The organism is Lactovum odontotermitis (assembly GCF_054658595.1).
Genome location: NZ_BAAGGQ010000014.1, coordinates 34,595 through 57,774, shown reverse-complemented (window position 1 = coordinate 57,774; position 23,180 = coordinate 34,595). Strand labels below are relative to the sequence as shown.

23 protein-coding genes are annotated in these 23,180 nt (G+C 44.6%); all 23 read right to left on the bottom strand.

Annotation, left to right across the window (positions count from 1 at the left end; genetic code table 11):
- Positions 1 to 564: 564 nt before the first annotated feature.
- Entirely contained in the window at positions 565 to 1,200 is a 636-nt protein-coding gene (locus tag ACYQ2E_RS08470; protein ID WP_460017625.1) for a hypothetical protein, read from the bottom strand.
- A gap of 281 nt (positions 1,201 to 1,481) precedes the next feature.
- On the bottom strand, positions 1,482 to 2,216 hold the full coding sequence (locus ACYQ2E_RS08465) for a MerR family transcriptional regulator (protein ID WP_460017624.1): 735 nt from the start codon (positions 2,214 to 2,216) through the stop codon (positions 1,482 to 1,484).
- A 72-nt stretch (positions 2,217 to 2,288) separates the two neighbouring features.
- A complete protein-coding gene (hpt, locus tag ACYQ2E_RS08460) occupies positions 2,289 to 2,849 on the bottom strand; it encodes a hypoxanthine phosphoribosyltransferase (protein WP_460017623.1) in 561 nt (186 codons plus the stop codon).
- Entirely contained in the window at positions 2,819 to 4,102 is a 1,284-nt protein-coding gene (tilS, locus tag ACYQ2E_RS08455; RefSeq protein ID WP_460017622.1) for a tRNA lysidine(34) synthetase TilS, read from the bottom strand. The genes hpt and tilS overlap by 31 nt, the downstream gene beginning before the upstream one ends.
- 1 nt (position 4,103) lies before the next feature.
- Positions 4,104 to 5,348, bottom strand: a complete 1,245-nt coding sequence (locus tag ACYQ2E_RS08450; protein WP_460017621.1) for a serine hydrolase — start codon at positions 5,346 to 5,348, stop codon at positions 4,104 to 4,106.
- A gap of 55 nt (positions 5,349 to 5,403) precedes the next feature.
- Positions 5,404 to 6,843, bottom strand: coding sequence for a 4-hydroxyphenylacetate 3-hydroxylase N-terminal domain-containing protein (locus ACYQ2E_RS08445; protein ID WP_460017620.1), 1,440 nt, complete (start codon positions 6,841 to 6,843; stop codon positions 5,404 to 5,406).
- Positions 6,843 to 7,256 carry a septum formation initiator family protein gene (locus ACYQ2E_RS08440; protein ID WP_460017619.1) on the bottom strand — a complete coding sequence of 138 codons (414 nt, stop codon included), beginning with the start codon at positions 7,254 to 7,256 and terminating at the stop codon, positions 6,843 to 6,845. Before ACYQ2E_RS08440 ends, ACYQ2E_RS08445 begins: the two co-directional genes overlap by 1 nt.
- Positions 7,237 to 7,521, bottom strand: a complete 285-nt coding sequence (locus tag ACYQ2E_RS08435; protein WP_460017618.1) for an RNA-binding S4 domain-containing protein — start codon at positions 7,519 to 7,521, stop codon at positions 7,237 to 7,239. Before ACYQ2E_RS08435 ends, ACYQ2E_RS08440 begins: the two co-directional genes overlap by 20 nt.
- Positions 7,522 to 7,568: 47 nt before the next feature.
- The gene (locus ACYQ2E_RS08430) at positions 7,569 to 7,904 is read right to left on the bottom strand and encodes a hypothetical protein (protein ID WP_460017617.1); all 336 of its coding nucleotides are present in this window, start codon (positions 7,902 to 7,904) and stop codon (positions 7,569 to 7,571) included.
- Positions 7,905 to 7,975: 71 nt separating this feature from the next.
- A complete protein-coding gene (gene mfd / locus ACYQ2E_RS08425; RefSeq protein WP_460017616.1) occupies positions 7,976 to 11,440 on the bottom strand; it encodes a transcription-repair coupling factor in 3,465 nt (1,154 codons plus the stop codon).
- A complete protein-coding gene (gene pth, locus ACYQ2E_RS08420; RefSeq protein ID WP_460017615.1) occupies positions 11,437 to 12,006 on the bottom strand; it encodes an aminoacyl-tRNA hydrolase in 570 nt (189 codons plus the stop codon). Before pth ends, mfd begins: the two co-directional genes overlap by 4 nt.
- A gap of 289 nt (positions 12,007 to 12,295) precedes the next feature.
- A complete protein-coding gene (locus tag ACYQ2E_RS08415) occupies positions 12,296 to 12,493 on the bottom strand; it encodes a hypothetical protein (protein ID WP_460017614.1) in 198 nt (65 codons plus the stop codon).
- A 116-nt stretch (positions 12,494 to 12,609) separates the two neighbouring features.
- Positions 12,610 to 13,725 carry a redox-regulated ATPase YchF gene (gene ychF, locus ACYQ2E_RS08410; RefSeq protein ID WP_460017613.1) on the bottom strand — a complete coding sequence of 372 codons (1,116 nt, stop codon included), beginning with the start codon at positions 13,723 to 13,725 and terminating at the stop codon, positions 12,610 to 12,612.
- Positions 13,726 to 13,810: 85 nt separating this feature from the next.
- Positions 13,811 to 16,639: a type VII secretion protein EsaA gene (esaA, locus tag ACYQ2E_RS08405; protein WP_460017612.1), complete on the bottom strand. Its 2,829-nt coding sequence runs from the start codon at positions 16,637 to 16,639 to the stop codon at positions 13,811 to 13,813.
- A 15-nt stretch (positions 16,640 to 16,654) separates the two neighbouring features.
- Positions 16,655 to 17,059 carry a glycosyltransferase gene (locus tag ACYQ2E_RS08400; RefSeq protein WP_460017611.1) on the bottom strand — a complete coding sequence of 135 codons (405 nt, stop codon included), beginning with the start codon at positions 17,057 to 17,059 and terminating at the stop codon, positions 16,655 to 16,657.
- Positions 17,060 to 17,064: 5 nt separating this feature from the next.
- A complete protein-coding gene (locus tag ACYQ2E_RS08395; protein ID WP_460017610.1) occupies positions 17,065 to 17,562 on the bottom strand; it encodes a DUF5085 family protein in 498 nt (165 codons plus the stop codon).
- Positions 17,562 to 18,008: a hypothetical protein gene (locus ACYQ2E_RS08390; RefSeq protein WP_460017609.1), complete on the bottom strand. Its 447-nt coding sequence runs from the start codon at positions 18,006 to 18,008 to the stop codon at positions 17,562 to 17,564. Before ACYQ2E_RS08390 ends, ACYQ2E_RS08395 begins: the two co-directional genes overlap by 1 nt.
- Positions 18,005 to 18,958: a hypothetical protein gene (locus tag ACYQ2E_RS08385; RefSeq protein WP_460017608.1), complete on the bottom strand. Its 954-nt coding sequence runs from the start codon at positions 18,956 to 18,958 to the stop codon at positions 18,005 to 18,007. The genes ACYQ2E_RS08390 and ACYQ2E_RS08385 overlap by 4 nt, the downstream gene beginning before the upstream one ends.
- Before the next feature lie 4 nt (positions 18,959 to 18,962).
- Positions 18,963 to 20,282, bottom strand: coding sequence for a T7SS effector LXG polymorphic toxin (locus ACYQ2E_RS08380; RefSeq protein WP_460017607.1), 1,320 nt, complete (start codon positions 20,280 to 20,282; stop codon positions 18,963 to 18,965).
- A gap of 54 nt (positions 20,283 to 20,336) precedes the next feature.
- Positions 20,337 to 20,639 (bottom strand): DUF4176 domain-containing protein, encoded by a 303-nt coding sequence (locus tag ACYQ2E_RS08375; RefSeq protein ID WP_460017606.1) that lies wholly within the window; start codon positions 20,637 to 20,639, stop codon positions 20,337 to 20,339.
- Positions 20,632 to 21,219, bottom strand: coding sequence for a hypothetical protein (locus ACYQ2E_RS08370; RefSeq protein WP_460017605.1), 588 nt, complete (start codon positions 21,217 to 21,219; stop codon positions 20,632 to 20,634). The genes ACYQ2E_RS08375 and ACYQ2E_RS08370 overlap by 8 nt, the downstream gene beginning before the upstream one ends.
- Before the next feature lie 42 nt (positions 21,220 to 21,261).
- Entirely contained in the window at positions 21,262 to 21,852 is a 591-nt protein-coding gene (locus tag ACYQ2E_RS08365) for a hypothetical protein (RefSeq protein ID WP_460017604.1), read from the bottom strand.
- Complete coding sequence (locus ACYQ2E_RS08360) at positions 21,849 to 23,129, bottom strand: T7SS effector LXG polymorphic toxin (protein WP_460017603.1); 1,281 nt, start codon at positions 23,127 to 23,129, stop codon at positions 21,849 to 21,851. The genes ACYQ2E_RS08365 and ACYQ2E_RS08360 overlap by 4 nt, the downstream gene beginning before the upstream one ends.
- Between the last annotated feature and the right edge of the window lie 51 nt (positions 23,130 to 23,180).

The following is a 23,180-nucleotide window of genomic DNA, read 5'->3' as shown; positions in this document are numbered from 1 at the left end:
CTATTAATCTGTATAAGGATTATAAGTATTTGGATTGCCATCATCGGGATACACATATGGCTTTGTTTTCTTTCTGCTATTCTTATCTAGAAAATAACTTATTAAAACAGTCCCAATATGGCTCCAACAGCAGCTCCAAATGGTCAAAATGACGAACCAGTTACTGCACCTGTTTTACCCCTTTTACCATTCTTATTTTTCTTAACGTATTAAACGATTTTCGTATCATCAATGTTCGATAAATCACAAAACCAATTATGAAAACTTCTACCAAAGAACTGAACAAAAAGCCAACCCGTCCTTTTGAATCCTAAATCAGTACCGAAGCACCCGCAAAGAGGAAAACAGTACCAAACAAAAAAATGTCATAATTGTATATCCTTTCCTGTTTCTTTTTACCACTGTAAAAGCAATGTCTAGAATTTTTAAATTTTTTATTTCAAAAAAGTTTTTATTCACAGTTTGTTTCCGCAAAATACGTTTTTCATAAAAATAAGAAATACATAAACCCAAGCAGAAAGTACATAGAAACATCAAAATTTCTAGAAGTCGAATTCTCGTGTTTTAGCTTCCAACTTCCTCAAGCAGTTCTATTTTCTTTAAAACGATTCTTCTATATTTTCTGGGTCTATTCAGACTCCAAAGCAAGGCAAACGCAAAGACCACAAACCACAGTGACATGTTAAAGAAAAACAGAATATCAGAATTATACCCATTTACAAAGTAAGCAAACGCCAAAAGAGAAGCAATCGCAATAGTCGAAACATTAATAACTACTATACCCGCCACCGCTAATGCAAAATGTCCTTGCTTAATTTCTTTCACTTTTTTGATTGAGTCCTCCGTCAAATTCTCTATTTTTCCCAAGCTAGAACTCATTTTAAAATTATAGTAATACTCGCTAAGACACATTATAATCACGAGAACGAATAATGTTGAAATAACAGAGATGAACATTGAAAGTAAAAATTTCCTTATTGGAAAAGCATTGACAGCAGAAGGAAAATGGCTGAGGCTTTGGACTAGAATAAATAATAAGACAATACCAAATATTCTATAATCGGAAGCATTTGCCAGCGGCGAAGAACCGCCATTATTTGCGAAAGTTAATTCATATATCGTTTGAGACCTCGGAGAGTAACCTATTCTACAATCGTTACTATTTCTCCCTATGTCTATAATTCGTTCTCTTTTTATCATTTTGCTTTCGCTTTCTTCTTGCGATTATCATATCAATAAACTCCATCTAACTTATTTTCCATTTGCAAAATAAACATCCCCTTTGTAAAAATAATTATTACGTAGTATATTATAATTTCAGAAAATTGTCAATCATTTAATTATCTCGCAACTTAATATTTTTATCTCAACAAACAAGTAAATTTCAAAAAATCAAAGAATACGCTTGACTTAAAAGAAAAAAACTCCATTTTGAAACCAAAATAGAGTTTATCCACAGTCTAAAGCCCATTGAGCTCATCTTATTCTGTATAATACTTAACCACCGCATCACGGAAAAACTCCGCCACACCGTCAAAGTCACGGTCATAGTTCTTGCGGAAGCGCGAATCATCCACATACATTTGCGCAAAGCCCCGATGCATCTCAGCTGTAATCGGCTGCGACAGGTGATAAGACAGCCACTGCGCATGCAGCTCAACGGCTTCACGCGCCATCGTCTCATCTTTCTCCGGGAAAGCAGCATTCAGTAAATCTACAATTCTCTGATGTGTGTCCTCATCCCAATTCATTTCACCTTGCGTTCTCTCCAGATACTTTTCGTTCGCACGGTCCGCGGCTTCATCACCGTATTTCTGACGCACCTCTTGCCCGTACTTCTCTTCATTTTCCTGCACCCGCAACTTTTTCAGCTGCTCAAAATCCTTTTCTGACATTTGAAAATCTCCTTTTTCAAGTTTTTTTGTGAGACTGTCAATCAAATCAGATAAGCGCTGCTGCTCCTGACGCAGACGAAACAAATGCTCTGACAAAGCTGACTGTTCATCCATCGTGCGCGACAGAACTTCTTGAATCGCTGAAAGCGGCATGTCCAGCGCACGCAAGTTCATAATGTAGAAAATCTTCGTCAAATCTGACGGCTCATACTCACGATAGGTGTTTTCTCCGCGCTTCGGCGCCAAAAGACCAGCGTTTTCCCACACTCGCAGGGTTCTCGAGGTCAAACCAGTCATTTTTGTCACTTCTTTGATATTCATGCTCACAATTATATCATACAACTTGACCTTGGGTCAATGTCAAGCACAAAGCACGTCCTAATAAAAAAGCGCTCAAAGCGCATTTTTATCATAACCGTCAGTATAAACTTCCTGCTTCAACACCCCAACATAAGGCAGATTACGGAAATCTTCGTCATAGTCAAGCCCATAGCCGACCACAAACTCATTTGGAATCTCAAAGCCCTTATAATCAGGCGTGAGGTCAACTTCACGGTTAGAAGGCTTATCCAGCATCGTCACAATCGTTACCTTCGCCCCGCGATGCTCAAGCAGCTCCTTCAAATACTTCAGCGTCAGCCCCGTATCAATAATATCCTCAGCAATGATGACCTCGCGGCCGTTCACCGGCGTGTCAACATCCATAATCATCTTCACCTCGCCGGAAGACTTAGTGCCGCCGTGATAGCTCGACAGCGTCATAAAATCGATTTCAACATGCGTGTCGATACGCTTAATCAACTCAGCCAGAAAAGGAATCGAACCCCGTAAAATCCCCAGAATCAGCGGATTCTTCCCGTCAAAATCCTTCGTAATTTGCGCGCCAAGCTCCTTGGCCTTCTCAGCAATTTCTTCCTCAGTAATCAGCACCTTTTCGATGTACTGCTCAAGCATGTTCCGTCTCCTTTATTCAGGGCTCTAACCCAGATTCTTTGTTTAATTGTAGCACTTTCAAGACCATTACTCAAATCAGAAGTCATTTTCAGCACAGGCACAGCATAAATGTCTGAGTTGACCGCAATCACAGGCACATCCCTTTGGTTTAGGGCAATCTTCTCATCGATAAAATATTTCTTTAACGCCTTATTTACACCGCGGATTTGTATGAAATCACCCGGGCTTCGCTTTCTGATGGCATACTTCTCATTTACTGGCAAATTTACCGCCAAATAATGGGAATCGTTCGGGTTTTCAGTCACAACTTCCAGCTCCCAAGCCTCCAGCGACCGCGTCAAATAGAATTCCTGCACATTTTTCACGAAAAAGTAATCATTCGTGATTCGGCCTGAGAATTGCGCAGATTTGCGGATAATGTGCAAAATCTGCTCAAACTGCCCCTTGCTGAGCTGTAAATCCGCAAACCGCATCAAATACTCCTGCAGAATAAAATACTGCAAATCCTCATCCTGCGCCAGGAAACGCGCTAAATCAATCCTGTCATCCAAAATGGACAAACTGTCAATCTGACCGCGAATCAGCCGCATACTCCGGGAAATCTCAGCCGACAAATCCGTCAAACTTGCCAAAAACTGCGGATTCTCCTGCGACAATTCAGGAAAATAGACATTTCTCACACGATTGCGCAAATGATTATTCTCATGATTTGTAAAATCCTCGAAAAAGTCCGCCGCACCATCAAGCTCTGACTTACGAAAAGCCAGCAAAGGCCGAATGAGCTCACCGCCCGCAAAGCCTTGCCTTTCAGGAATTCCGCCCAAATAACGCAGACGGCGCCCGGTCAATAAACGCATGAAGACCGTCTCCGCCTGGTCCTCCTGATGATGGGCAGTAACCAGTACATTGTAGCCATTTTTTTGCATAATCTCAGAAAAATAGTGATAACGAAATTTCCGGGCTGCGTTTTCTGAAAACTTTCCAGTAAACGCAGACGAGAAAAAAGGAATTTCCAGCATCTTCATTTTTTCCCGGAGAAAACGCTCTTCCTGCTCAGATTCCGCACGAACCTTATGATTGACGTGCGCCACCGCTAACTCAATGTCCAACTTCTCACGCAAATCATAGAGCCAGTTAAACAACGTCATCGAGTCCTGTCCGCCGGATAAGGCAACCAGCACGCGCGAATGGGCGCTAAAAAACGCTCGCTCCTGACAAATTCGCAAAAATGTTAATTCATTTGGACTCATCATCTTATTTAAGTGCCTCATAAACCGTCTGTGAAATCTCGGTAAGCAGGCTGTCCGGCTGCTCGCCGGTTGTCATAATCACGAGCACATAAGGCTCCGGCGTGAAAACAATCGCAGCATCATTGTTCTCTTCGTCAGCAATCCCGATTTTATGGGCAACCTTTACATTATCCGGCACAGCCGCGTCAATCCTTGATGTATCATAGGAAGTACTGAAAAGTGCATTGAAACAAGCACCGCCCTCACCATAAAGCGCCAGAAGCGTATTCGCAACCATCTGACTGCTCGCATCTCTCGAAGATGTGGACCAGTCCGCACCTGCAATTTTCTTTATCTCTGCCTGAAAATCTGCAGAGAATTTGTCAGTTTCATAATAAGCCAGCATGTTTGAGGCCACATTGTCAGATTCTTTAGCTGCCAGATTAATCAAATCCTGGAGCTGGTAATCCTTATTGTCGGCACTTTTCGACATGCTGCCGGTTCCAGTAGCCTGAAAAGCTTCCCAAGATGTATCATTCACCTCTTCCGTATATTTCAGCTTGTCTGTCAAGGCTGCATTTCCAGCGTTAATCTGCTTTTGTGTCCAATAAAGAATCGGCAGTTTCCATAAGCTGGCCGCATAAATCATTTTATCCGGGTTGACAGTCACTGTAAACTTACTGTCAAGCTGCTTTACAGTGATTGACAGGTCTTTATCCGCATATTTCTGAGTCAATGTTTTTTCCAAATCCAGCATTTTAGGATTTTTCAAACTGACGGAAGCAGCGTCAATCCAGCCGGTCCGTCCGCCGTCAAAGCTCACTTCATAATAAGTGCCCCAATGAGTCTTAGCTTTTGCTAAAGTCTGCAAAGTCTGATTCCCAGAAATTGTGTCGTAAACTTCCGGATTAAAGGTTGTAAAGGGACTGTAAAGCACGTTTACATCACTCATCAAATACACCGTGGTTGACAGCTTTTCTCGTGTCAACGTAATGTCGGACGCGATTGATTTACTGCTTGCCAGCACGAAAGAGCCGTCAGCCAGCTCAAAAGCCGGCTTTTTCCCGGATAAACTCAGTTTTTTAATCGAAAGATGACCCTGCGCTGCAATCAAAGTTTTCTTCTTCGTCAAGTTCACATCTTTATAACTCATTATATCTGACAAAGCCACTGCCCGCAGCGGAATCACTTTCAAATATTTCGTCTTCGGCTGATTTTTGACCAGCTGCTTTTGAGCAGGCCTTGCCTCCTGAAAAAAAGCAAAAAACACTAGCACCAGTAACAATGCTAGTATAACATAAACAAGCCAGGGAATTTTTTTCAACTTAGTCTTTATTATTTCTTGCATCTTGTAAAACCCTGTCAAGCATTTCATTGCCGGAGCTCAAATCTGCATTACGCCAAACATCAAGTTTTGCAAACATCGGATTACCGCCGTGCAGCAGCTCATAAGTACGCTGACGCTGACCAAATGATTCGCTCGTCACATCCCAGGCCAAATTCAAAAGCAGCGCCCTGTCCTCAGCAGAAATCAGCGGACTAGTCAAACTCGCCTTCAAAATCTCTGCAATTTCCGGATTATCAAACTGTGCAAAATCCGGGATACCAACCGCCGAACCACTTGAAAACTCAGCAATCACGCGAAGAACCTCGTCATAATAAGCCGTCAAAGAAACACGCACAGCCAGCAGAGAATTCATATTCGGCGTGAAAACCTCACCCTCGAGATGTCCCGTCAACTCACTTCGAAGCACAGCCCCGCGAATCAATTCCAGATTGACTGTAAGTCCGCCCAGCATCTCCTGAACCCTCGTAAATCCGGTCAATCCCAGCTTCTCAGCCAGACGCAGCGCAATTGACGTCGCAAATTCCAGCTTGACAAGCCCGCGAACCTCGTCTTGATGCGCAGTGTGCACATAAAGCCCGCTTCCGCCAAAGAAAGCATTGGATAATTCAACATTACCGCAGACCAGCAGATTTTCATTCGGCACAAAGACATCATCAAAAATCAGCATGGCATCCAACTCATCAAAAGCATTCGCCAGCGGATGATCCGCTAAACTGCCCTCACGCAAAGTCGGCTTACGGCAGACCACTTTAAGGCCAGAAGCGTTTAAAGGCAGCCAGAAAGCCAGCGCAAACTTAGTGTCTTCCGGTGCCAAACCAGGCAGATTAAAGACCAGCAGCTGGTCAGCAAACGGCGCCAGCGTATTGACCTGCTTCGCCCCGCGCAGCACCACACCATCTTCGCGCTCTTCTTTAATCCAGACGCCGGCAAATTCCTCACCGGCATTCAATAGGTCCTGAAGCCCCCTACCACGGTCAACCTGAGGATTTTGAATCGCATGAGAGACAAACAAATCCTCGTTTCGAACCATTTCAGCCCAGTTCTTGGCATTCTCGGCATAATCCGCACGATTGTCAGCCCCTAAAACAGCTGCATAATTCGAAAGAATCGCAATTCCGCTGTCAATAAAATCAGGTGTTCTCCCCAGCATGCCAAAAGATTCGCGCGCAATTTTCTCATAAACCGCACGTTTTTCAGCCAAATCTTCCGCTGAATGCGGTGTTAAAAAAAGCTTCGAGATTGAAGACCCGTCTTCACCAGTAAAACTCAGTGTAGGGTCTGTCTCCCGCAGTTTGTAATAGCGCTGAATCACAGCCAGTGTTCGTGCAAATGTCGGCTCAGCCGTCAAATCTGTTAATCGTCCGCCGGCAAAATAAACCTCACGGCCGTCATTTAAATTTCCATCTCTTGTTGTCATTATTTTGAAGAACTTTCTGTTGTTAATGGGGAACTCGGCACCGTAAAGATTTTCTCATTAGCTCTTGTATAAAGATACCTGCTCCGGGCATACTTCTGCATGTAAAAAGAATTCTGCATGTTCTGAATCAGCTCAGACTGACTCGTTACCTTATACTTAACTTCTTTGCTCTCAGAAATCGTCTGAACATTCGTGGCCTTGGCCTTTTCCAGCGTCTGAAAAGATTTGACCAGTCCATAAGTCGGAATCGCCAACACAATCACAACTGTGATGAGAATCAGACCGAGATATTTACGGCGCGGCGTTGAAGCACGACGCTGTTTTTCCAGCTGGCGGTTCGTATATTCGTTGTTAAGCCGCAGAACATTTGGAACGTTCGGAACATTTGGTTCATTAGTCGTCCGTTGGTCCATCTGCTTCTCCTTTCAGCCGAGTTTCACTGATGATTTCATACATTTTTTCAGCATCTTCTTTACGAACATTTTCACGCAAATCAAGCACTTTAGCCTCTAGGATTTTATTACCGAAGCGAATAGTGATGATGTCGCCGGTTTTCAGCGCTGTTGCCGACTTGGCAATTTTCCCGTTGACTTGAATGCGGCCCTTATCCGCAACTTCCTTTGCCACAGGACGACGCTTGATTAATCGCGATACTTTTAAATATTTATCAAGTCTCATAGCGAAATTATAACATTTTCAACCTCTAAATAAAAGCCGATTACCGACTAAATCTTAAAAACAATACGAAAAATGATAAACACCAAATAAATAATCCAAAATCCAGCGTTAAACAATAGAGCCATCGCCCTTAGCCTGAAAAATTTCTGCCTATCTGTTTTTCTTGCAAATGCAAAAATACCCAGAAATCCGAGCAAAAACAAGAAACATAAAATACCCCACCAAAGCAGATTTAAGCTGATACTGGACAAGATAACCACAGAAACAGGCAGGGCAAACTCAGCTAGCAATAGGCGTGTTGCCCATCTTTGCTTTTCACTTTCTTCTTGCTCAAGTCTCTCTAATTCAACCTTAAGAGATTTTTTCTTCGTAAAATCAACCACTTATCCCTTAATTGTACAGAAAACTTTAATAAAATCAAGTGAAAAGCCAAGAACTTGTTTCACGTGAAACATTATTTGCCGTTTTCCTCTTTCTGCTCACGAATATCGGAAAGTGCCTCAGCAAACTTGATAATCTCCTGCAGCCAGAAAATCTCCGACTTTTCAGGCTTCAAGCGTACAACCATCTGCCCGCGTTCCTCAGCAACTTTCGCTTTCAGCACCGTTTTTGACAGAGCCTCAAAATAATCCTGCCCCTCATAAAGCGCACGCGAAGCCCTATCAAACTTGACCAAAATCTCACGCGGCTGTTTTTCAATCTTGGCAATAAGCGCATTTTCCGAAAAATACTTGAGCAAGCCAATTTCCAGCAGATAAGCAGCCTCGTCCGGATAAGTCCCGAAGCGGTCTAACAACTCGTCGCTGAGCTCCTCGTAAGCTACTCGGCTGTCGATTTGCCGAATTCGCTTGTAAATCTCGATTTTTTGACGTTCATCAGAAATGTAATCCGACGGCAAGAATGCGTCAAGACTGAGCTGGATTTCCGTATTGGACTTAAGTTTCTGCTTCGTCTCACCCAGCCGCTTATGGACTGCTTCCTCAAGCAATTGATTATACAAATCGAAACCAACTGTATCGATAAATCCGGACTGCTCCGCCCCCAGAAGATTGCCCGCTCCGCGGATTGACAAATCACGCATCGCAATCTTAAAGCCGCTTCCCAGCTCAGTAAAGCCCTTAATCGCGTCCAGCCGCTTCTCAGAGACCTCAGACAGAATTTTCTCCGGCTGATACATGAAATAAGCATAAGCCACACGATTCGTCCGCCCGACACGGCCGCGCAGCTGATAAAGCTGGCTCAGGCCCATTTTATCAGCATTCTCGATGAAAAGCGTGTTCGCATTGGGAATGTCAACCCCCGTCTCAATAATCGTCGTCGTGACCAGCATGTCATAATCACCCGCAATAAACGCCAGCAGCGTATCCTCCAGCTGAACCTCCGTCATTCGCCCGTGAATCGCTGCAATCCTGGCCTCCGGAACTAATTCTTCCAGCTGCGCCACCTTATTCTCAATGCTGTCAATTCGATTGTGCACGTAGAAAACCTGCCCGCCGCGGCCTAATTCACGTAGAACGGCATCGCGGATGACGTCATAATTCGTTTCCATCACATAGGTCTGAATCGGATAACGGTTTGTCGGCGGCGTCTCAATGACAGACAGGTCACGTATTCCCAGCATTGACATATGCAAAGTACGAGGAATCGGCGTCGCTGTCAAGGTCAGCACATCCACCTGCGTCTTCAGCTCTTTCAAGCGCTCCTTATGCTTCACACCGAAGCGCTGCTCCTCGTCAATCACCATCAATCCCATGTCAGAAAACTCGACATCCCTAGAAAGCAAGCGGTGAGTGCCGACAATCAGGTCAATCTGCCCCTTTTTTAATTTTTTCAGAATCTCAGCCTGCTCTGCTTTTGTCTGAAAACGCGATAAAACTGCCACATTCACGCCAAAATCAACAAAGCGCTCAGACATCGTCTGATAATGCTGCTCGGCCAGCACCGTCGTCGGAACAAGAACAGCCACCTGCTTGTGGTCATTTATGGCCTTGAAAGCCGCCCGCATCGCCACTTCTGTCTTGCCGAAGCCGACATCACCAACCAGCAGACGGTCCATCGGACGCAACTTCTCCATGTCCCGCTTGACCTCATCAATAGAGCGCTGCTGGTCCGGCGTTTCCACATAGCTGAAAGCCGCATCAAATTCCTGCTGATTTTCATCGTCGGGCGAAAATGCAAAGCCTTCCTGTGCCTGTCTTGCCGCATAGAGCTTGAGCAAATCCTCGGAAATATCTTCGATTTGTTTCTGGACAGAGCGATATGTATTCTTCCAGCGGCCGTCGTTCAGACGGTTGACCTTGGGAATTTTCCCTTCGCCGGCCGAATACTTACTGATATTATCCAGCTGGTCCACCGGAATGGACAGCGTGTCGCCCTTTTGATACTCAATGGTGAGATAATCCCGATGCATGCCGTCAATTTCGATAGTCTGAATGCCGAGATACTTACCAATTCCGTGAACCCGGTGAACCACGTAATCGCCGACTGTCAGCTCATTGTAGTCTTTCAGACGCTCCGCATTCGTAATATTCAGGCGCGGCGGACGTTTTTTCCTGACCTTGCCGAAAATCTCTGATTCCGTGATGAGCACCAGCTTTTCATCAAGAAAGACAAAACCGTTCGTCAAACTGGTCGAAATCAGATTGACTTGACCTTTCTGTAAATCATTGTTGACAGAAGCTGTAAACTTGATTTCTGTATTATTGAGCGCAGACGTTAATTTTTCAACATTTCCCGAGAGAACGACTGTAAAGTTCTGCTTGACAAACCTGTCAACTTCAGTGTAAAGCACATCCATCTGACCAAAGAACTGCTGCATGGAATGCTGTGTAAAGTTGTAAAGCAAGTCAAATCTCAGATTACCCAGCCCTTTCTGGAAATTTGAAAAATAAGTAATCGGTTTATAACTTCTCAGCTCAGCAAGTGTATCCGCCAAGTAAGTCTGGCCGTCAATACTGCGCTCAAGCGTCTTCTCCGACAAAATGAAATCAGCCAAGTCCAAATCAATTTTATGATTAGCTTCAGTAATTTTCTGAAAATCATCCACGAAAACCTGCACATTTTTCGGAAAATAGTCCCAAAGTGTTGACTTCTTTTCAAAGAAGAACTCAGCAAACTTACGGATGTCTTTGTGAATAAAATGATTCTTACTGGCTGCAATTAACTCGTCTAAACTCGGCAGATTTGCCTCAAAAAGCAGCTTTACACCCTTGTCAATTTCCTTGTCAGTCAGGACCAAATCGCTGGCCGGGCTTATCTCTACGCTGTCAACCTTCTCCAAAGACTTCTGACTTTCCGCGTCAAAAGACTGAATCCGGTCAATTTCATCGCCGAAGAATTCCATGCGCACGGGATTCTCTGCATCCAGAGGATAAATGTCCACAATATCCCCGCGATGCGAAAATTCACCCGGCGTTATCACCCTATCAACACGCTCAAAACCAGAATTCAACAAAAGCTTAGTTAATTCTGACAAATCGTAGTTATCACCTGCTTCTAAGCGCAAATAGTTTTCCTGGAAATTATCCGGCAAAGAAAGATAAGAGCGCATTGCCAGCCAAGGAATGACCAGAAAGCCTGTCTGAGCTGGTTCAAGCAGGAACTTCAGAGCATCCAGCCGATAAGCCGTTCTATCCTTGCTCGCAACTGCAAATTCAGCAAAAACACTGTCATCCGAGAAAAACTGATGAACCGCCGTTTCACCAACCAGCTCTGTCAATTCGCTGACGAGCTCATTGGCATGGAACTGATTATCCGTGATAATCACGTATTTCTCAGGATTATTGGCAAAGGCGTTCGCCATCACGAGCGATTTACTTGTACCAGAAAGACCTGTCAGCAGCGTGCGCTGAGTCTTTGCAAATCCAGCCTGCCAGGACTGAAGCTCACGGTTACTATTTAAAAAATCAATTATGTTCATCCGTTATATTTGCTCATTGTTTTTTCGAAATCATTCGTCTTAAGGTAAAACTGCAGCGCATCCGCAGCTTTTCTGATGCCTAACTGCGCCTCTGTCGCTTCTTCTCCCTCAAAACGCGACAAAACGTGATTCACAACCGTCCAGCCCGGTTTCGGCCGACCAATCCCGATTTTCACGCGTTTCCACTCGGTGCTGCCCAGATGCACAATCAGCGACTTGACGCCTCTTTGGCCGCCGGAAGAACCTTTTTGCCGCAGCCGCACACGTCCCGCAGGCGAATCCAAATCGTCCACAACCACAACCAAATCTGACAAATCCAGATTAAAATAAGTCATCAGCGGCTTGATTGACCGGCCTGACTCATTCATAAAGGTCTGCGGCTTGACCAGGAACACTTTTTCATTGTTTACGCGCGCTTCTGCGATTTCCGCAAGAAAGGACTTTTCCATGCGAAAGGACACACCTAGTTCCTGAGCCAGTAAATCAACCGTCATGAAACCCATATTATGCCGGGTGGCATCGTATCTCTCACCTGGATTTCCCAGTCCCACAATCATTTTCGTCATTCTATCGCCTCTAAAAATTCTTTTATTTCTTCTTTGTTATGTAAAACTGTCAAATTCGGCAGATAAACAAGTTTATCCCGCGGACTTTCCTTTATCCAGACAAACATCTGCCGCATCACCTGTAAAGTTACTTTGTAATTTTACCTTTTCAATTCCAAGCTTTTGCCTTATCCGACGCTTGATAAGCCTCATGTAAAGCCGATGTAGAGGAATATCGAGAAAAATGACCCTGTCAACTTGCTGTAAAGCTGCTGTAAACCTGTCGCGTAAACTATCCTCAATAATGAAATCATCCTGCGCCAGAATTTCCTGAAAAAGCCGCGATATTTCGTCGTCTGGACGTCTGAAATTGCCGATTTTCGACCCAGAATCCATTTTTATGGACAAACTCGTCCAGATGGTAAACTGGAATACCAAGAATTCTGGACATTTCCACCGCTAGTGTTGATTTTCCAGAGCCAACCCTACCTACAATATAGTATTTCATTCTCGGCTTCCCTTACAAAACGCCTAGAAAACGCAAAAAACCCGATAAAAACTTTATCAGCCCCCCTGCTAGAACATTATATCAAAAAAAGGCAGAAATCGCCTTTAATATATCTGTTAAACATTGAAGCGGAACTCCATGACGTCGCCGTCCTGACCCACATAGTCCTTGCCCTCTTCACGCAGCTTGCCGGCCTCACGCACTGCCTTCTCAGAGCCGTACTTGACCAGGTCGTCAAAAGACATCGTGACCGCACGAATGAAGCCGCGCTCAAAGTCCGAGTGAATCACACCGGCCATCTGCGGCGCTTTCATGCCACGCTTAAAAGTCCAGGCACGCACTTCTTTTTCCCCAGCCGTCAAGAAAGTCGCAAGCCCCAGCAAATGATAAGCAGCTCGCGTCAATTCATCCACGCCAGACTCTTCCAAGCCCAGAGATTCAAGGAACTCCTGCTTATCTTCCGGCTCCAAATCAGCAATCTCTTCTTCGATTTTAGCCGAAATTACAACAACTTCAGAGCTTTCAGTTGCCGCAAAATTCCGAATTTGCTTGACATAATCAATATTGTCAGGCTCTCCGACCTCATCTTCAGAAACATTGGCCACATAAAGAACCGGCTTACTTGACAGCAGGAACAAGCTCTTGACAACCTTCTGCTCCTCTTCGTCAAATTCAAGCGTACGCACCGATTTTCCAGCTTCCAGAACCGGCTTAATCTTCTGCAGCACATTAAATTCAGCCACTGCGGCCTTATCTGTCTTGGTTCTAGCAATCTTCGCCACCCGCTCGTATCGCTTGTTGACAGACTCCAGGTCCGCTAAAATCAGCTCCAGATTGATTGTCTCAATATCAGAAATCGGGTCCACAAAAGCACCCTCGTGCCCCTGCTCGCGCATGACATTTTCATCATCAAAAGCCCGCACCACGTGGATAATCGCGTCAACTTCACGGATATTCGCCAGAAACTTATTTCCCAGGCCCTCACCTTTTGATGCGCCTTTGACAATCCCCGCAATATCTGTAAACTCAAAGGTCGTGTGCACCACCTTTTTCGGGTGATACATCTCGGCGAGCTTATCAAGTCTGGCATCAGGCACCTCAACGACGCCGACATTCGGGTCAATCGTTGCAAAAGGATAATTAGCCGCCTCTGCGCCTGCACGCGTGATGGCGTTAAATAAAGTCGATTTTCCGACATTCGGCAGGCCGACGATTCCAGCTGTTAATGACATTATTAATAATTCCAATCTTATTTGAATAATGCTATTATAACATTTTTGCTTTATTTCGTTGCTTCTCGACATGTTTAGGTCAATGTCAAGCTTCTTCCTGCTTAGGCTTCAGCCGTATCCAGGTTTTAGCCAGCACGCCCAGCAAGAGTCCTGCCACAAAGACAAGCAGCCAGCGCCAGTCAAAGCTCTGCCCTGCCGCCTCCGTCTCCGGCGTTGTATCCTTCGTCGCAATCGGCGCCGCAAAGAAGTCAAAAATCCGACTGTTGTCCACCCCGCTGGTCCGTGTATTCGACAGAAGCGTCGCGAAATTGCTGTAATAGTCCTGACTGGTCTTGAAAGCGCCGTTTCCTGTGCTGAGCAGGCTCCCGGTATTGTCAATGACTGCCTTGGCATCTGTCTGTGTTTCCGTCACCGTCTCAACCATCTGCGTGAACTGATCCGCATTGCTCTTGATGATCTGTGCACTGTCTGCGGTGCTCTTTGCCTGTTCAGAACTGGATTTCATTATTCCGGAAAGCATGCTGTAAAGACTGTCGCCGCTGGCCTTGTCATAATAGAGCGACATCTCATCCGTGCTGCCCCCCTCCGGCCAGGCCTTCTCCTCAAGCAGACCCGCGTCCTGCTTCTTCCAGTCCTTGTACTGCGCCTCTAGCGCATCCGTCGTCTCCCCGTACCACTTGTTCAGCGTTTCGCTGATCTGGGAGAAATAGTCCCCCGGCATGTGTGCATCCAGTGTGCTTTTGTCGCTTTTCAGCGTCTTGAGTGTCTCGGAAAGAGTCCCCAATGTCTCCGTGACAGCCCTGATATTGGCGCTGCCTTTCTTCATGAATTGATTCACCTCTTCATCGTTCAGATGATCCAGGATTTCGAGCTTATCCATGTTGCCGTACATCCTGTAAACTGACTTGGCATCAGCACTGCCTCTGAAGTCTGTGATGCCTTCCATGCCGGTATATGTCGCTCCCGGTGCACCATAGAGGAAGGCAATGAGCTGCGACGCAGTGTCGATGTCGCTGAAGAGGCTGGTGATCGTGCCGAAATTTCCGCCGCCGACGTATTCTGAAATAGGGGAACCTGAAATCAGAGCGAAACTGTCGGTACTGGACTGGACAATGTCACCTGAGCTGCCGGTAATCGTCGCGGTGACACTTGTAAGCAGATCTTCCTGTGCAGGATCCGCCTGGCTGACCTCATAACTGAGGGTGTATGTTTTAGCCGGACCTGCCGGTACTCCCACTGATGATTCTTCGTCTGGATCCGGCTCAACCGGAGCCGCTGCCGAATTATCCAGAACAATTGAAGCCGGATTAGTGATCGCGAGAGCCGCTCCTGTGTCATCGGCTGCACCCGCAAGTGAAGCGGTGCCGTTAACAGTCTGAAGCGTTACCGTGTAGACTTCTCCAGCCGGAACACTGACAGTCAGCTGTTTGGTGAAAGGACTACCTGTGCCGGCTGAATCCGGGGCACTGGTGAAATTGACAGTGCCGGTGTTAAGCCCGAAGTCGGCGGCATAATTCCTGAGGACATCAATCTCCTCTTCGATTTTCTGCTTCTGAGCCGCATCAATGGACTGGTTGGCAAGCAGGGCATCCAGCAGCGGAGTATATTCACTGACATCCACTGAGACTTGGCTCAGGAGTCCGCTGATGGTGTCCGGATAGGCCGTCCCGAGATTGTTTTTCTCCTCAAAGGACCGGGTAATCAGCTCCGCAAGAGCCACTTTCGCATTGTCCTTTGTTTCAAGCGCTGTAAAGTCTGTTTTGTCAGCGCTTGCTTTAACCTCTTGTCCGAAAAACTGTGAATAGAGCGCCTTTTCAAGCCCCAGAAGCGTTGCCTGCTTGTCACTCAGTTCGGTGATCTGTGTGCCGATGTCGTCGCTCACCCCAGTGATGAGGCTATTGTAGTCCGCAATCCCTGCTTTCAGCTCTGCATAAAGTCCGCTTTCCTTCCCGTCACTGCTGGTCTTGTCAAACTTCTGAAGGGCTTCTGCCGCCTGTTGATAAGCCGCGGTGTACTGATCGTAGTAAAAGCTCTGGTCCGAAGCCGCCTGACGGGTGATGCCGCCGTTGGCATTCGTCAGGTTAAGACCGGTGATCTGTTCCTGGGTATCGAAATATTTTGTCAGATCCGGCAGCTGTTCATTCAGATCGTCGCTGTTTTCATTCAGCATTTTAGTGACCGTTTCCGTGAAAGTGTTCTGTGTGTCAATCCAGCTGTCATTCTGCTCCTTCAGACTGTTTGAAATGGTCACGACCGAGCTGTAGCCCTCATCCGTCGTCTGGAAAGGACCGTAGACCTTATCATTCAGCGTGGTCAGAATGGCCCCCTGACTGTTCACCACATCTCCCATGCTAGTCTGGGCATCGGCCACATTTCCCGCCACAGAGGCATAGTACATCTTGACAATTGAGCGGTTGAAGTCGTAGAGGACATTGACAATCTTGTCCTGCAGGAGCTTACCGGTCAGCTCAGGCTCAGAACTCAGAACCTTATAGCTGACCTGGGCTTTCTGAGGATCCATGGCCTGAAGCGTCAGAATATTCTGTGAAAAGTTCTGCGGGAGATAGATGACTGCCTGAACAGAACCGTCCTGGTAGGCCTTGTCTGCCACACTGCGCGCCGCCACCTGCCAGTTGTACTGACTGTCATTTGAGACAAGATTGACGAAAGTCTGGCCGAAATTGTAATTCCGCGCATTGAAAGACGCCGGCTGATCCTCATTGACCAGAGCAATCGTCGGCTTCTTCGCCTGCAGCGCCGCCTCTTTCCGGGCATTCTGACTCAGGGCAAAAGTGACGCAGCCTGCGCAGATCAGCAGGAAAACCACCACGCCTGTCAGGATCAGGCGGAATTTCAGGGTTTTCCGGTCAAAGTCGGACCAGGGGATTTTTGATTTGTTTGGGGTATCTTGCATAATTATTCTTTCATTTCAATTTGAATACTTCGCTGCGTATTCTGCGTAATTGGGCTGTTTTGATTTATCCATCGCATGAATCAATGTTCCTTGAAGCGGTTCATCAATAGAATCAGGTTTAATCATTATCGCAACGTTTTTATCTTTTTTCTCCGGGAAAATAATTGTATAATTCTGATTATTTTGCTTTATTCCATAGTAATTAATCCCATTTTTAGTACCAGCTTCATTTTGTGTATAATCAAAATTCTGCCCTTCGACTGTCACCATTTTGTCGGTAAAGGTAATTGTGGAGTTCGCTCCCGATCCATCCTGCACTTTCCAGGTCCCTTGAATCGATTTTGTGCCGCTGCAGCCAGTGAGCAAAACAAATGCAAAGGCTAAGCTGACGGCTAAGAGTATGAATTTATTCGTTTTCATTGCATCTAGTCTCTCCTGTTTGCTTCATCCAGAACCTCTTGTGAAGCATAGCCTAGATAGATATATGCGTATTTTGAACCGTCTCTCGCAGGGATATGAAAGAAAGGGGTATTGATTTCCAGCTGATTGGTCTCCAAAGTTTCCAGAAGTTCCGCATAGATACGCTCTGTTTGTGTCTCAAAATTACCCGTCACGATGCCTTTAAAGACTGGACCTATCTCGAAATAACTATGGAAGTGAAAATTCTCAAGCTGATCCGCATTCTCAAATTTATTTTCATAAACCGGGAAAAACATCTCAATGTCAACCATTTTGTCCTTAGGAAAATTATTCAAGCTATAGAAGAATGGCCCTTTCAGAGAATAATCCGCTTCTACAGCTTTAGAAATAAATGACTTAAAATGGTCTTCCAAATCCTCATAGTAGAATTTTTCTCGAAAACTAAGAACGTTTTGGAAGGCAATTTTTTCCTCCCACTTTACATCTTCAAAAGGAATCTCCATTAGATTTCCTCCACATCATAATACAAATCAATCATCGTTTCACCATAAAATTCCATGACCATATGATAAATCGTTTTCACCTGATTACCATCTTCACGTATTTGCGCCTCAAGCTGCTGGTAAGGAATTTCTTCATCCGTGTCATACTGGCGATAATAGTAATTCGTCACGACATTCAGCTCATCTACGAAATCAATAATAGAATCATTCTCGCCGACAATCTTAATCTTATTTCCAAGCGTCGTCATGATAACAAGCTCATCAGGAACCTCTGGATTATAAGCGTACAAAACTGGCCCACTTGTGTAATAACCGTTGCCCATCAGCATCTGTTTAAAAACTTCACCCGCCTCATCGACCTGATCGAACCATGAACGAGTTTCATCAATCTCCACATAAAACTGAATCACATTTTGAAGCAGTAATTGTCTACTTTTGAATTTCATTTTTTTCTTCTTTCTTGTTTTATTTTCTTTATGATCCATCGGATGAATAAGACTAACCAGCTTACTAAAATCAGAATTCCCAATACTCTTAACACTAACGGAAGTTCACCCTTTGAATACTCACCAATCTTAACAAAGTAAACGATGGATAAAATAAGGTAAAAAATCGTTCCAAATCTTTTCCAGAATTTTACTTTTTCAGATTTTGATTTTTTTGCTTGGTCAGGTGGCTCCTCCCAGTAAATTTTGTCTTTAGTCTTTAGATAGGCGAGATAGGAAAACTCTATAATCGGGCCGGGAAACACGATATTAAAGAAAATTAGAAATGCTGCACAGAAGATATTCATCAAGTATTTACCTTGCGTCAGTATCCCTGGAACTATCATGACCGCCGCAAATGTAATCCATAAAGTCGTTGAAGAACGAGCATTTAAAACGGACCGAAAATTTCCAGCTACTTGTCTTTCAGAGAATCCTATTTTCAGACGGTGCCGAAGCAACAGAATGTTCACGACAACTGAGATAGCAAAAGTGACCCCCCCTGCCATAAGTAACGTTTTTCCATAAAGGCTGCTTGGAGAATACATCACATTTGCTTTCACATAGAGTGATAAAAAGTAGGACATAGAATCTATAAATAAAGTCAAAAGAATTAAGACAATAACTAGTACAAAGCTAAAGAAAATTTGGAACTTGTATATCAATTTTTTTGATATAGACATAAAACCAACAATACCCATAAATGTCGTTAAAATAATGAAAACTGGCACTAAAGGTCGAAATTCCAACACCCTCGCATAGATGCTTGCTTGGCTTAAAAGCCAGGACATGACAGCACCAATAGGAAAGCCTGCAATCAACGAAATCCGCAGCTGAGATAGCGCTGCTCTGGAATTAGCGAGTGATTGAAAATATGTTCTGTTTTTCTTCTGTATTTCTTTGTTTGTCATATGATCACCAGAATAGATTGGATAAAAACTTCCCAACGTCATCAACCCCCTTTTTGATTGCATCTTTGGTATGATCTACAATACTCTTGGGTGGGTTACCAAATTTTGTATTAATTGCTACATTGGCTATGATACCTACCCCCGCTCCAACCACAGTGCCTAATGGCGGAACAATGAGAGAACCCACAGCAGCACCTGCGGCAGCCGCTCCTGCTCCTGAGGCGATGTCAACGCTCGTATCAATCGCAAAGTTCTTGACTTCTTCGCCCTGTAGTCCATCACTCAAGTTCACATCTTCCGCAAAATTCGTGCTCACCGTCATCACTGTACCTGCTACTCCAAGAAATTTTCCTCCAACTTTTAATTTCGATGCCCCCTTCCATTCCTTGAAATCATTAAGTGGATTTACCGACTTTCCAAATTCCTTTACACCCGCTTTTAAAGGCTGTTTGTAATAAGAATTCTCCACTCCCATCGCCGCATCCAGATTCTTTCCATTTTTAAAGCGACCATCAAAGTCTTTCCCTTTATAGAGACTCTTCGTTGATTTGGCAGTTCCTCCTGTTGGATCATAGAAATACTTCCTCCCTAACTTTAAAACGCCATTTGCATCCTTGGTCAGTTTTTGTCCGTCAAGAAACATCATCCCTTTTTTAAACTGCACGGTCGAATTCAAAATCTTGAACCCCTTCTTGGTGTTGTCTATCCATGCCTTCCCCGTCCCCACAACCCCGATTACCGATGCGCAGGTATCTATCTCACTGAAGTCGGCCGCACTGCTCGAAAACAGACCGCCCGTCTCACTGCAGAAAGCATAAAGCCGTTCCAGTTTCTTCTCCACTTTCTTGATATCGGCTTCCACGGTCGGAAGGTAATCTTGCAGTTCCTGACGCTGGTCGCTGTACATCTCTACCAGGTCTGTGTCTTCATCCCCTAGATGCGCTGTGATCAGATGCGTGTAGGAATCAATCTGAAGCGTCATACTCGTTCTTTGCTTTTTCAACTTCTCCAGAAGCTGCTTCAGTTTGTCTTCATCCAGGACTTCTCCGCCCGCCTTGTCAACGGCGGCTTTAAACTTGTCCAGGTCTGATCTTATTCTCTCCAGCGCAGAGGAGGCTTTTGAGATGGAGGGCCTGACGAGCTCCGTCAGTACTATCTCGGCCGCTGAATAGCCTCTGCCTGACAGCTGAGGGCCCTGCAGGGTATCGATCGCCTGTTTGGTCGCACGATTTAAATTATCCACTTTGGCCTGGCTGTCATCCAGATTCTTCTGCATCCGGCTGATGACAGCCTGCGCTTCACCTGGATTGTATACTAATCCCATGTTAAGTTGTCCCTTTCTTTTTGAAGTGTCTCGCGGCTGTCTTTGAGCGCAGTACTAGTCAATGCTGAGTTTAGGGTATGGAACTTGACTGATTCTTTCCTCGTAGCTGGAGGCGAATTCCTCTTCCTCCATATCGCGATAGCCCTCAAAAAGCAATTCTTCAATATCTTCGTCGTTGAAGAAGGCATATTCAGACTCTGAAACAACACCCTGAGGATAAGCCAAAGCCGAGTAGTCAAAATAGCCGATTGTCCCCTCGTTGTTAAAAAGTTGTGCGCGGCCGACAATCATAAGTTTGATGTCTCCGTTTTTCAGTGTGACGACCGTTCCTAACGGTAAGATGTGATCTTTATTCATTGTATTTTCCTTCTTTCAGCTGTTTTTTTAGTATTTTTATTGCTCTCAGCGCTTTACTGGGATGAATAGAGTTTTCAATAAACACTGTAATCCCAAATAAGCCAATAATCAATACAAATTCTTTTCCTGACATAGTTACTTCCGACAGTTGACTGAAAATAACCACGATGATAAGCAGATACATTAACCATTTCGTAAGCCTCAGTATCCAAAGATTTTTATTGTTATTTACCGCTTTTTTTATTTCAATCAAACTTATCTTTTCATATTCTCTATACTCAAAGGAACCATTCACGATTACTCTCACAATAATTTTTCCTACTGAAATTCCAATAACCACAGCAAAGACTATTGATAATATAACTGGAAATTGAAAGAAAATATCCAAAACTTTTCCAAGTATTGCGATCCCCCCCATGACAACGTATCCACCAAAAAATGTATCCATTTTTGAGTAAGAATAGCCCTCCTCCTCAGTTAAAAAACCTTTAAACTTTTGAATATATGGAACATTTTTTTCAAAGTCGAAATAGATAGAAGAATTTTTTGATATTTTCAAAAGCGGTACACTTTTCGTCATCCAAACACACTTCCTAATGATTTACCAAAGCCTGCAAACACTTTAATCATCAAATTTTCCTGCTTTCAGCTGCTTTTTTAATATTTTACGTGCTTTAGAAGCCTTAAATGGGTTCTCCGTATCATGCAGAAAAACAATTCCAAAACTTCCGACTATGAACATGATAAAATCTTTTCCTCTGAAGCCTCCATCAAGTAAGCGAATCATAATAACAAGCATCATACCAATAGTTAAAACAATGTATGTGCCTTTTATCAGCCAAAACCTTTTCCTATTTGAGATAAGAGTGATAACTTCACTTGATGTAAATTTTTTATATTCCCGCTTCCCTAATGAATTGATAACATATACTTTTATCAATATTTTTGCTAAAGCTGCTCCCAATATCAAAGCTAAAACCATACTAATAACCAGTGAGAGGGTAAACATTTGATCAAGCAATAACCCAAGAAAACTTGCACTTCCCATAATAATCCAGGTCAGCCAAAAAGTATTACTCTTCGAATAAGGTTCAGCTTTTGCGGCTCTTCCTATGAGTTGCTGAACATATAGTAGATTTTTTTCAAAATCAAAGTAGACAGAAAATTTTTTCGACTGATTGTGGACTAAGGGAACGTTCTTTTTATTTTTCATCCAAATACACTCCCCAATGATCTACCAAATCCTGCAAACACTTTACCTGCCTCGTTTTTCAAATTGTTTACGCCATTTGAAATATTTTTTCCTACTTTCGCAAAATCTTTCCCTGCTTGACCATTTTCGACCCAATCATATAGTCCTTCTCCAACAAAACCTAAGCCTCCCCCTATAACCGCTCCTGCAAGTGTACCTGCTCCTGGTAGTATGGCCGTACCTATAGCCATACCTACTGTTGAAGCACCTGATTCTATAGTCAAATGAGCAGCGGTATTCTTAATCGCTCGTCCCTGATCATGATATTTTTCCATCTGATCTTCATAGTCTACACCTGCACTAAAAACTGTTCCCGCAAAGCCAGCCACTTTTAAAACCTTACTCTTTGCTAGTGTATTCCCGACTTTAAGAAGGTCATCTCCTGCACTCTTTAGGGCACTTCCTCTGCGGGCCATCCGTGAAAGACTGGTTGTTGAATCTGTCAAAGCTCCCAGGCGAATCCCTTTCACTACTTTCGAATTTCCCACTTCTTTGACAACTTGTGAAACTGTCTTTTGCGAGAGGACAGATTTTACAACACTCTTTGACAGACTGTCGTTCCGTGCTAGCTCTTTGAACCGTTCAAGGTCACTATTGTTCTTGAACTTAAGCGTATAGCCCCCTGAGCCGTCAAAGCTCACAGCTCCAATCGCCGATGCGCAGGTATCTATCTCACTGAAGTCGGCCGCACTGCTCGAAAACAGACCGCCCGTCTCACTGCAGAAAGCATAAAGCCGCTCCAGTTTCTTCTCCACTTTCTTGATATCGGCTTCCACGGTCGGAAGGTAATCTATCAGTTCCTGACGCTGGTCGCTGTACATCTCTACCAGGTCTGTGTCTTCATCTCCTAGATGCGCTGTGATCAGACGCGTGTAGGAATCAATCTGAACCATCATGCTCGCTCTTTGCTTTTTCAACTTCTCCAGAAGCTGCTTCAGTTTGTCTTCATCCAGGACTTCTCCGCCCGCCTTGTCAACGGCGGCTTTAAACCTGTCCAGGTCTGATCTTACTCTCTCCAGCGCAGAGGAGGCTTTTGAGATGGAGGGCCTGACGAGCTCCGTCAGTACCGTCTCAGCCGCTGAATAGCCTCTGCCTGACAGCTGCGGACCCTGCAGGGTATCCACCGCCTGTTTGGTCGCACGATTTAAATTATCCACTTTGGCCTGGCTGTCATCCAGATTCTTCTGCATCCGGCTGATGACAGCCTGCGCTTCACCTGGATTGTATACTAATCCCATGGTAAGTTATCCCTTTCTTTTTGAAGTGTTTCGCGGCTGTCTTTGAGCGCA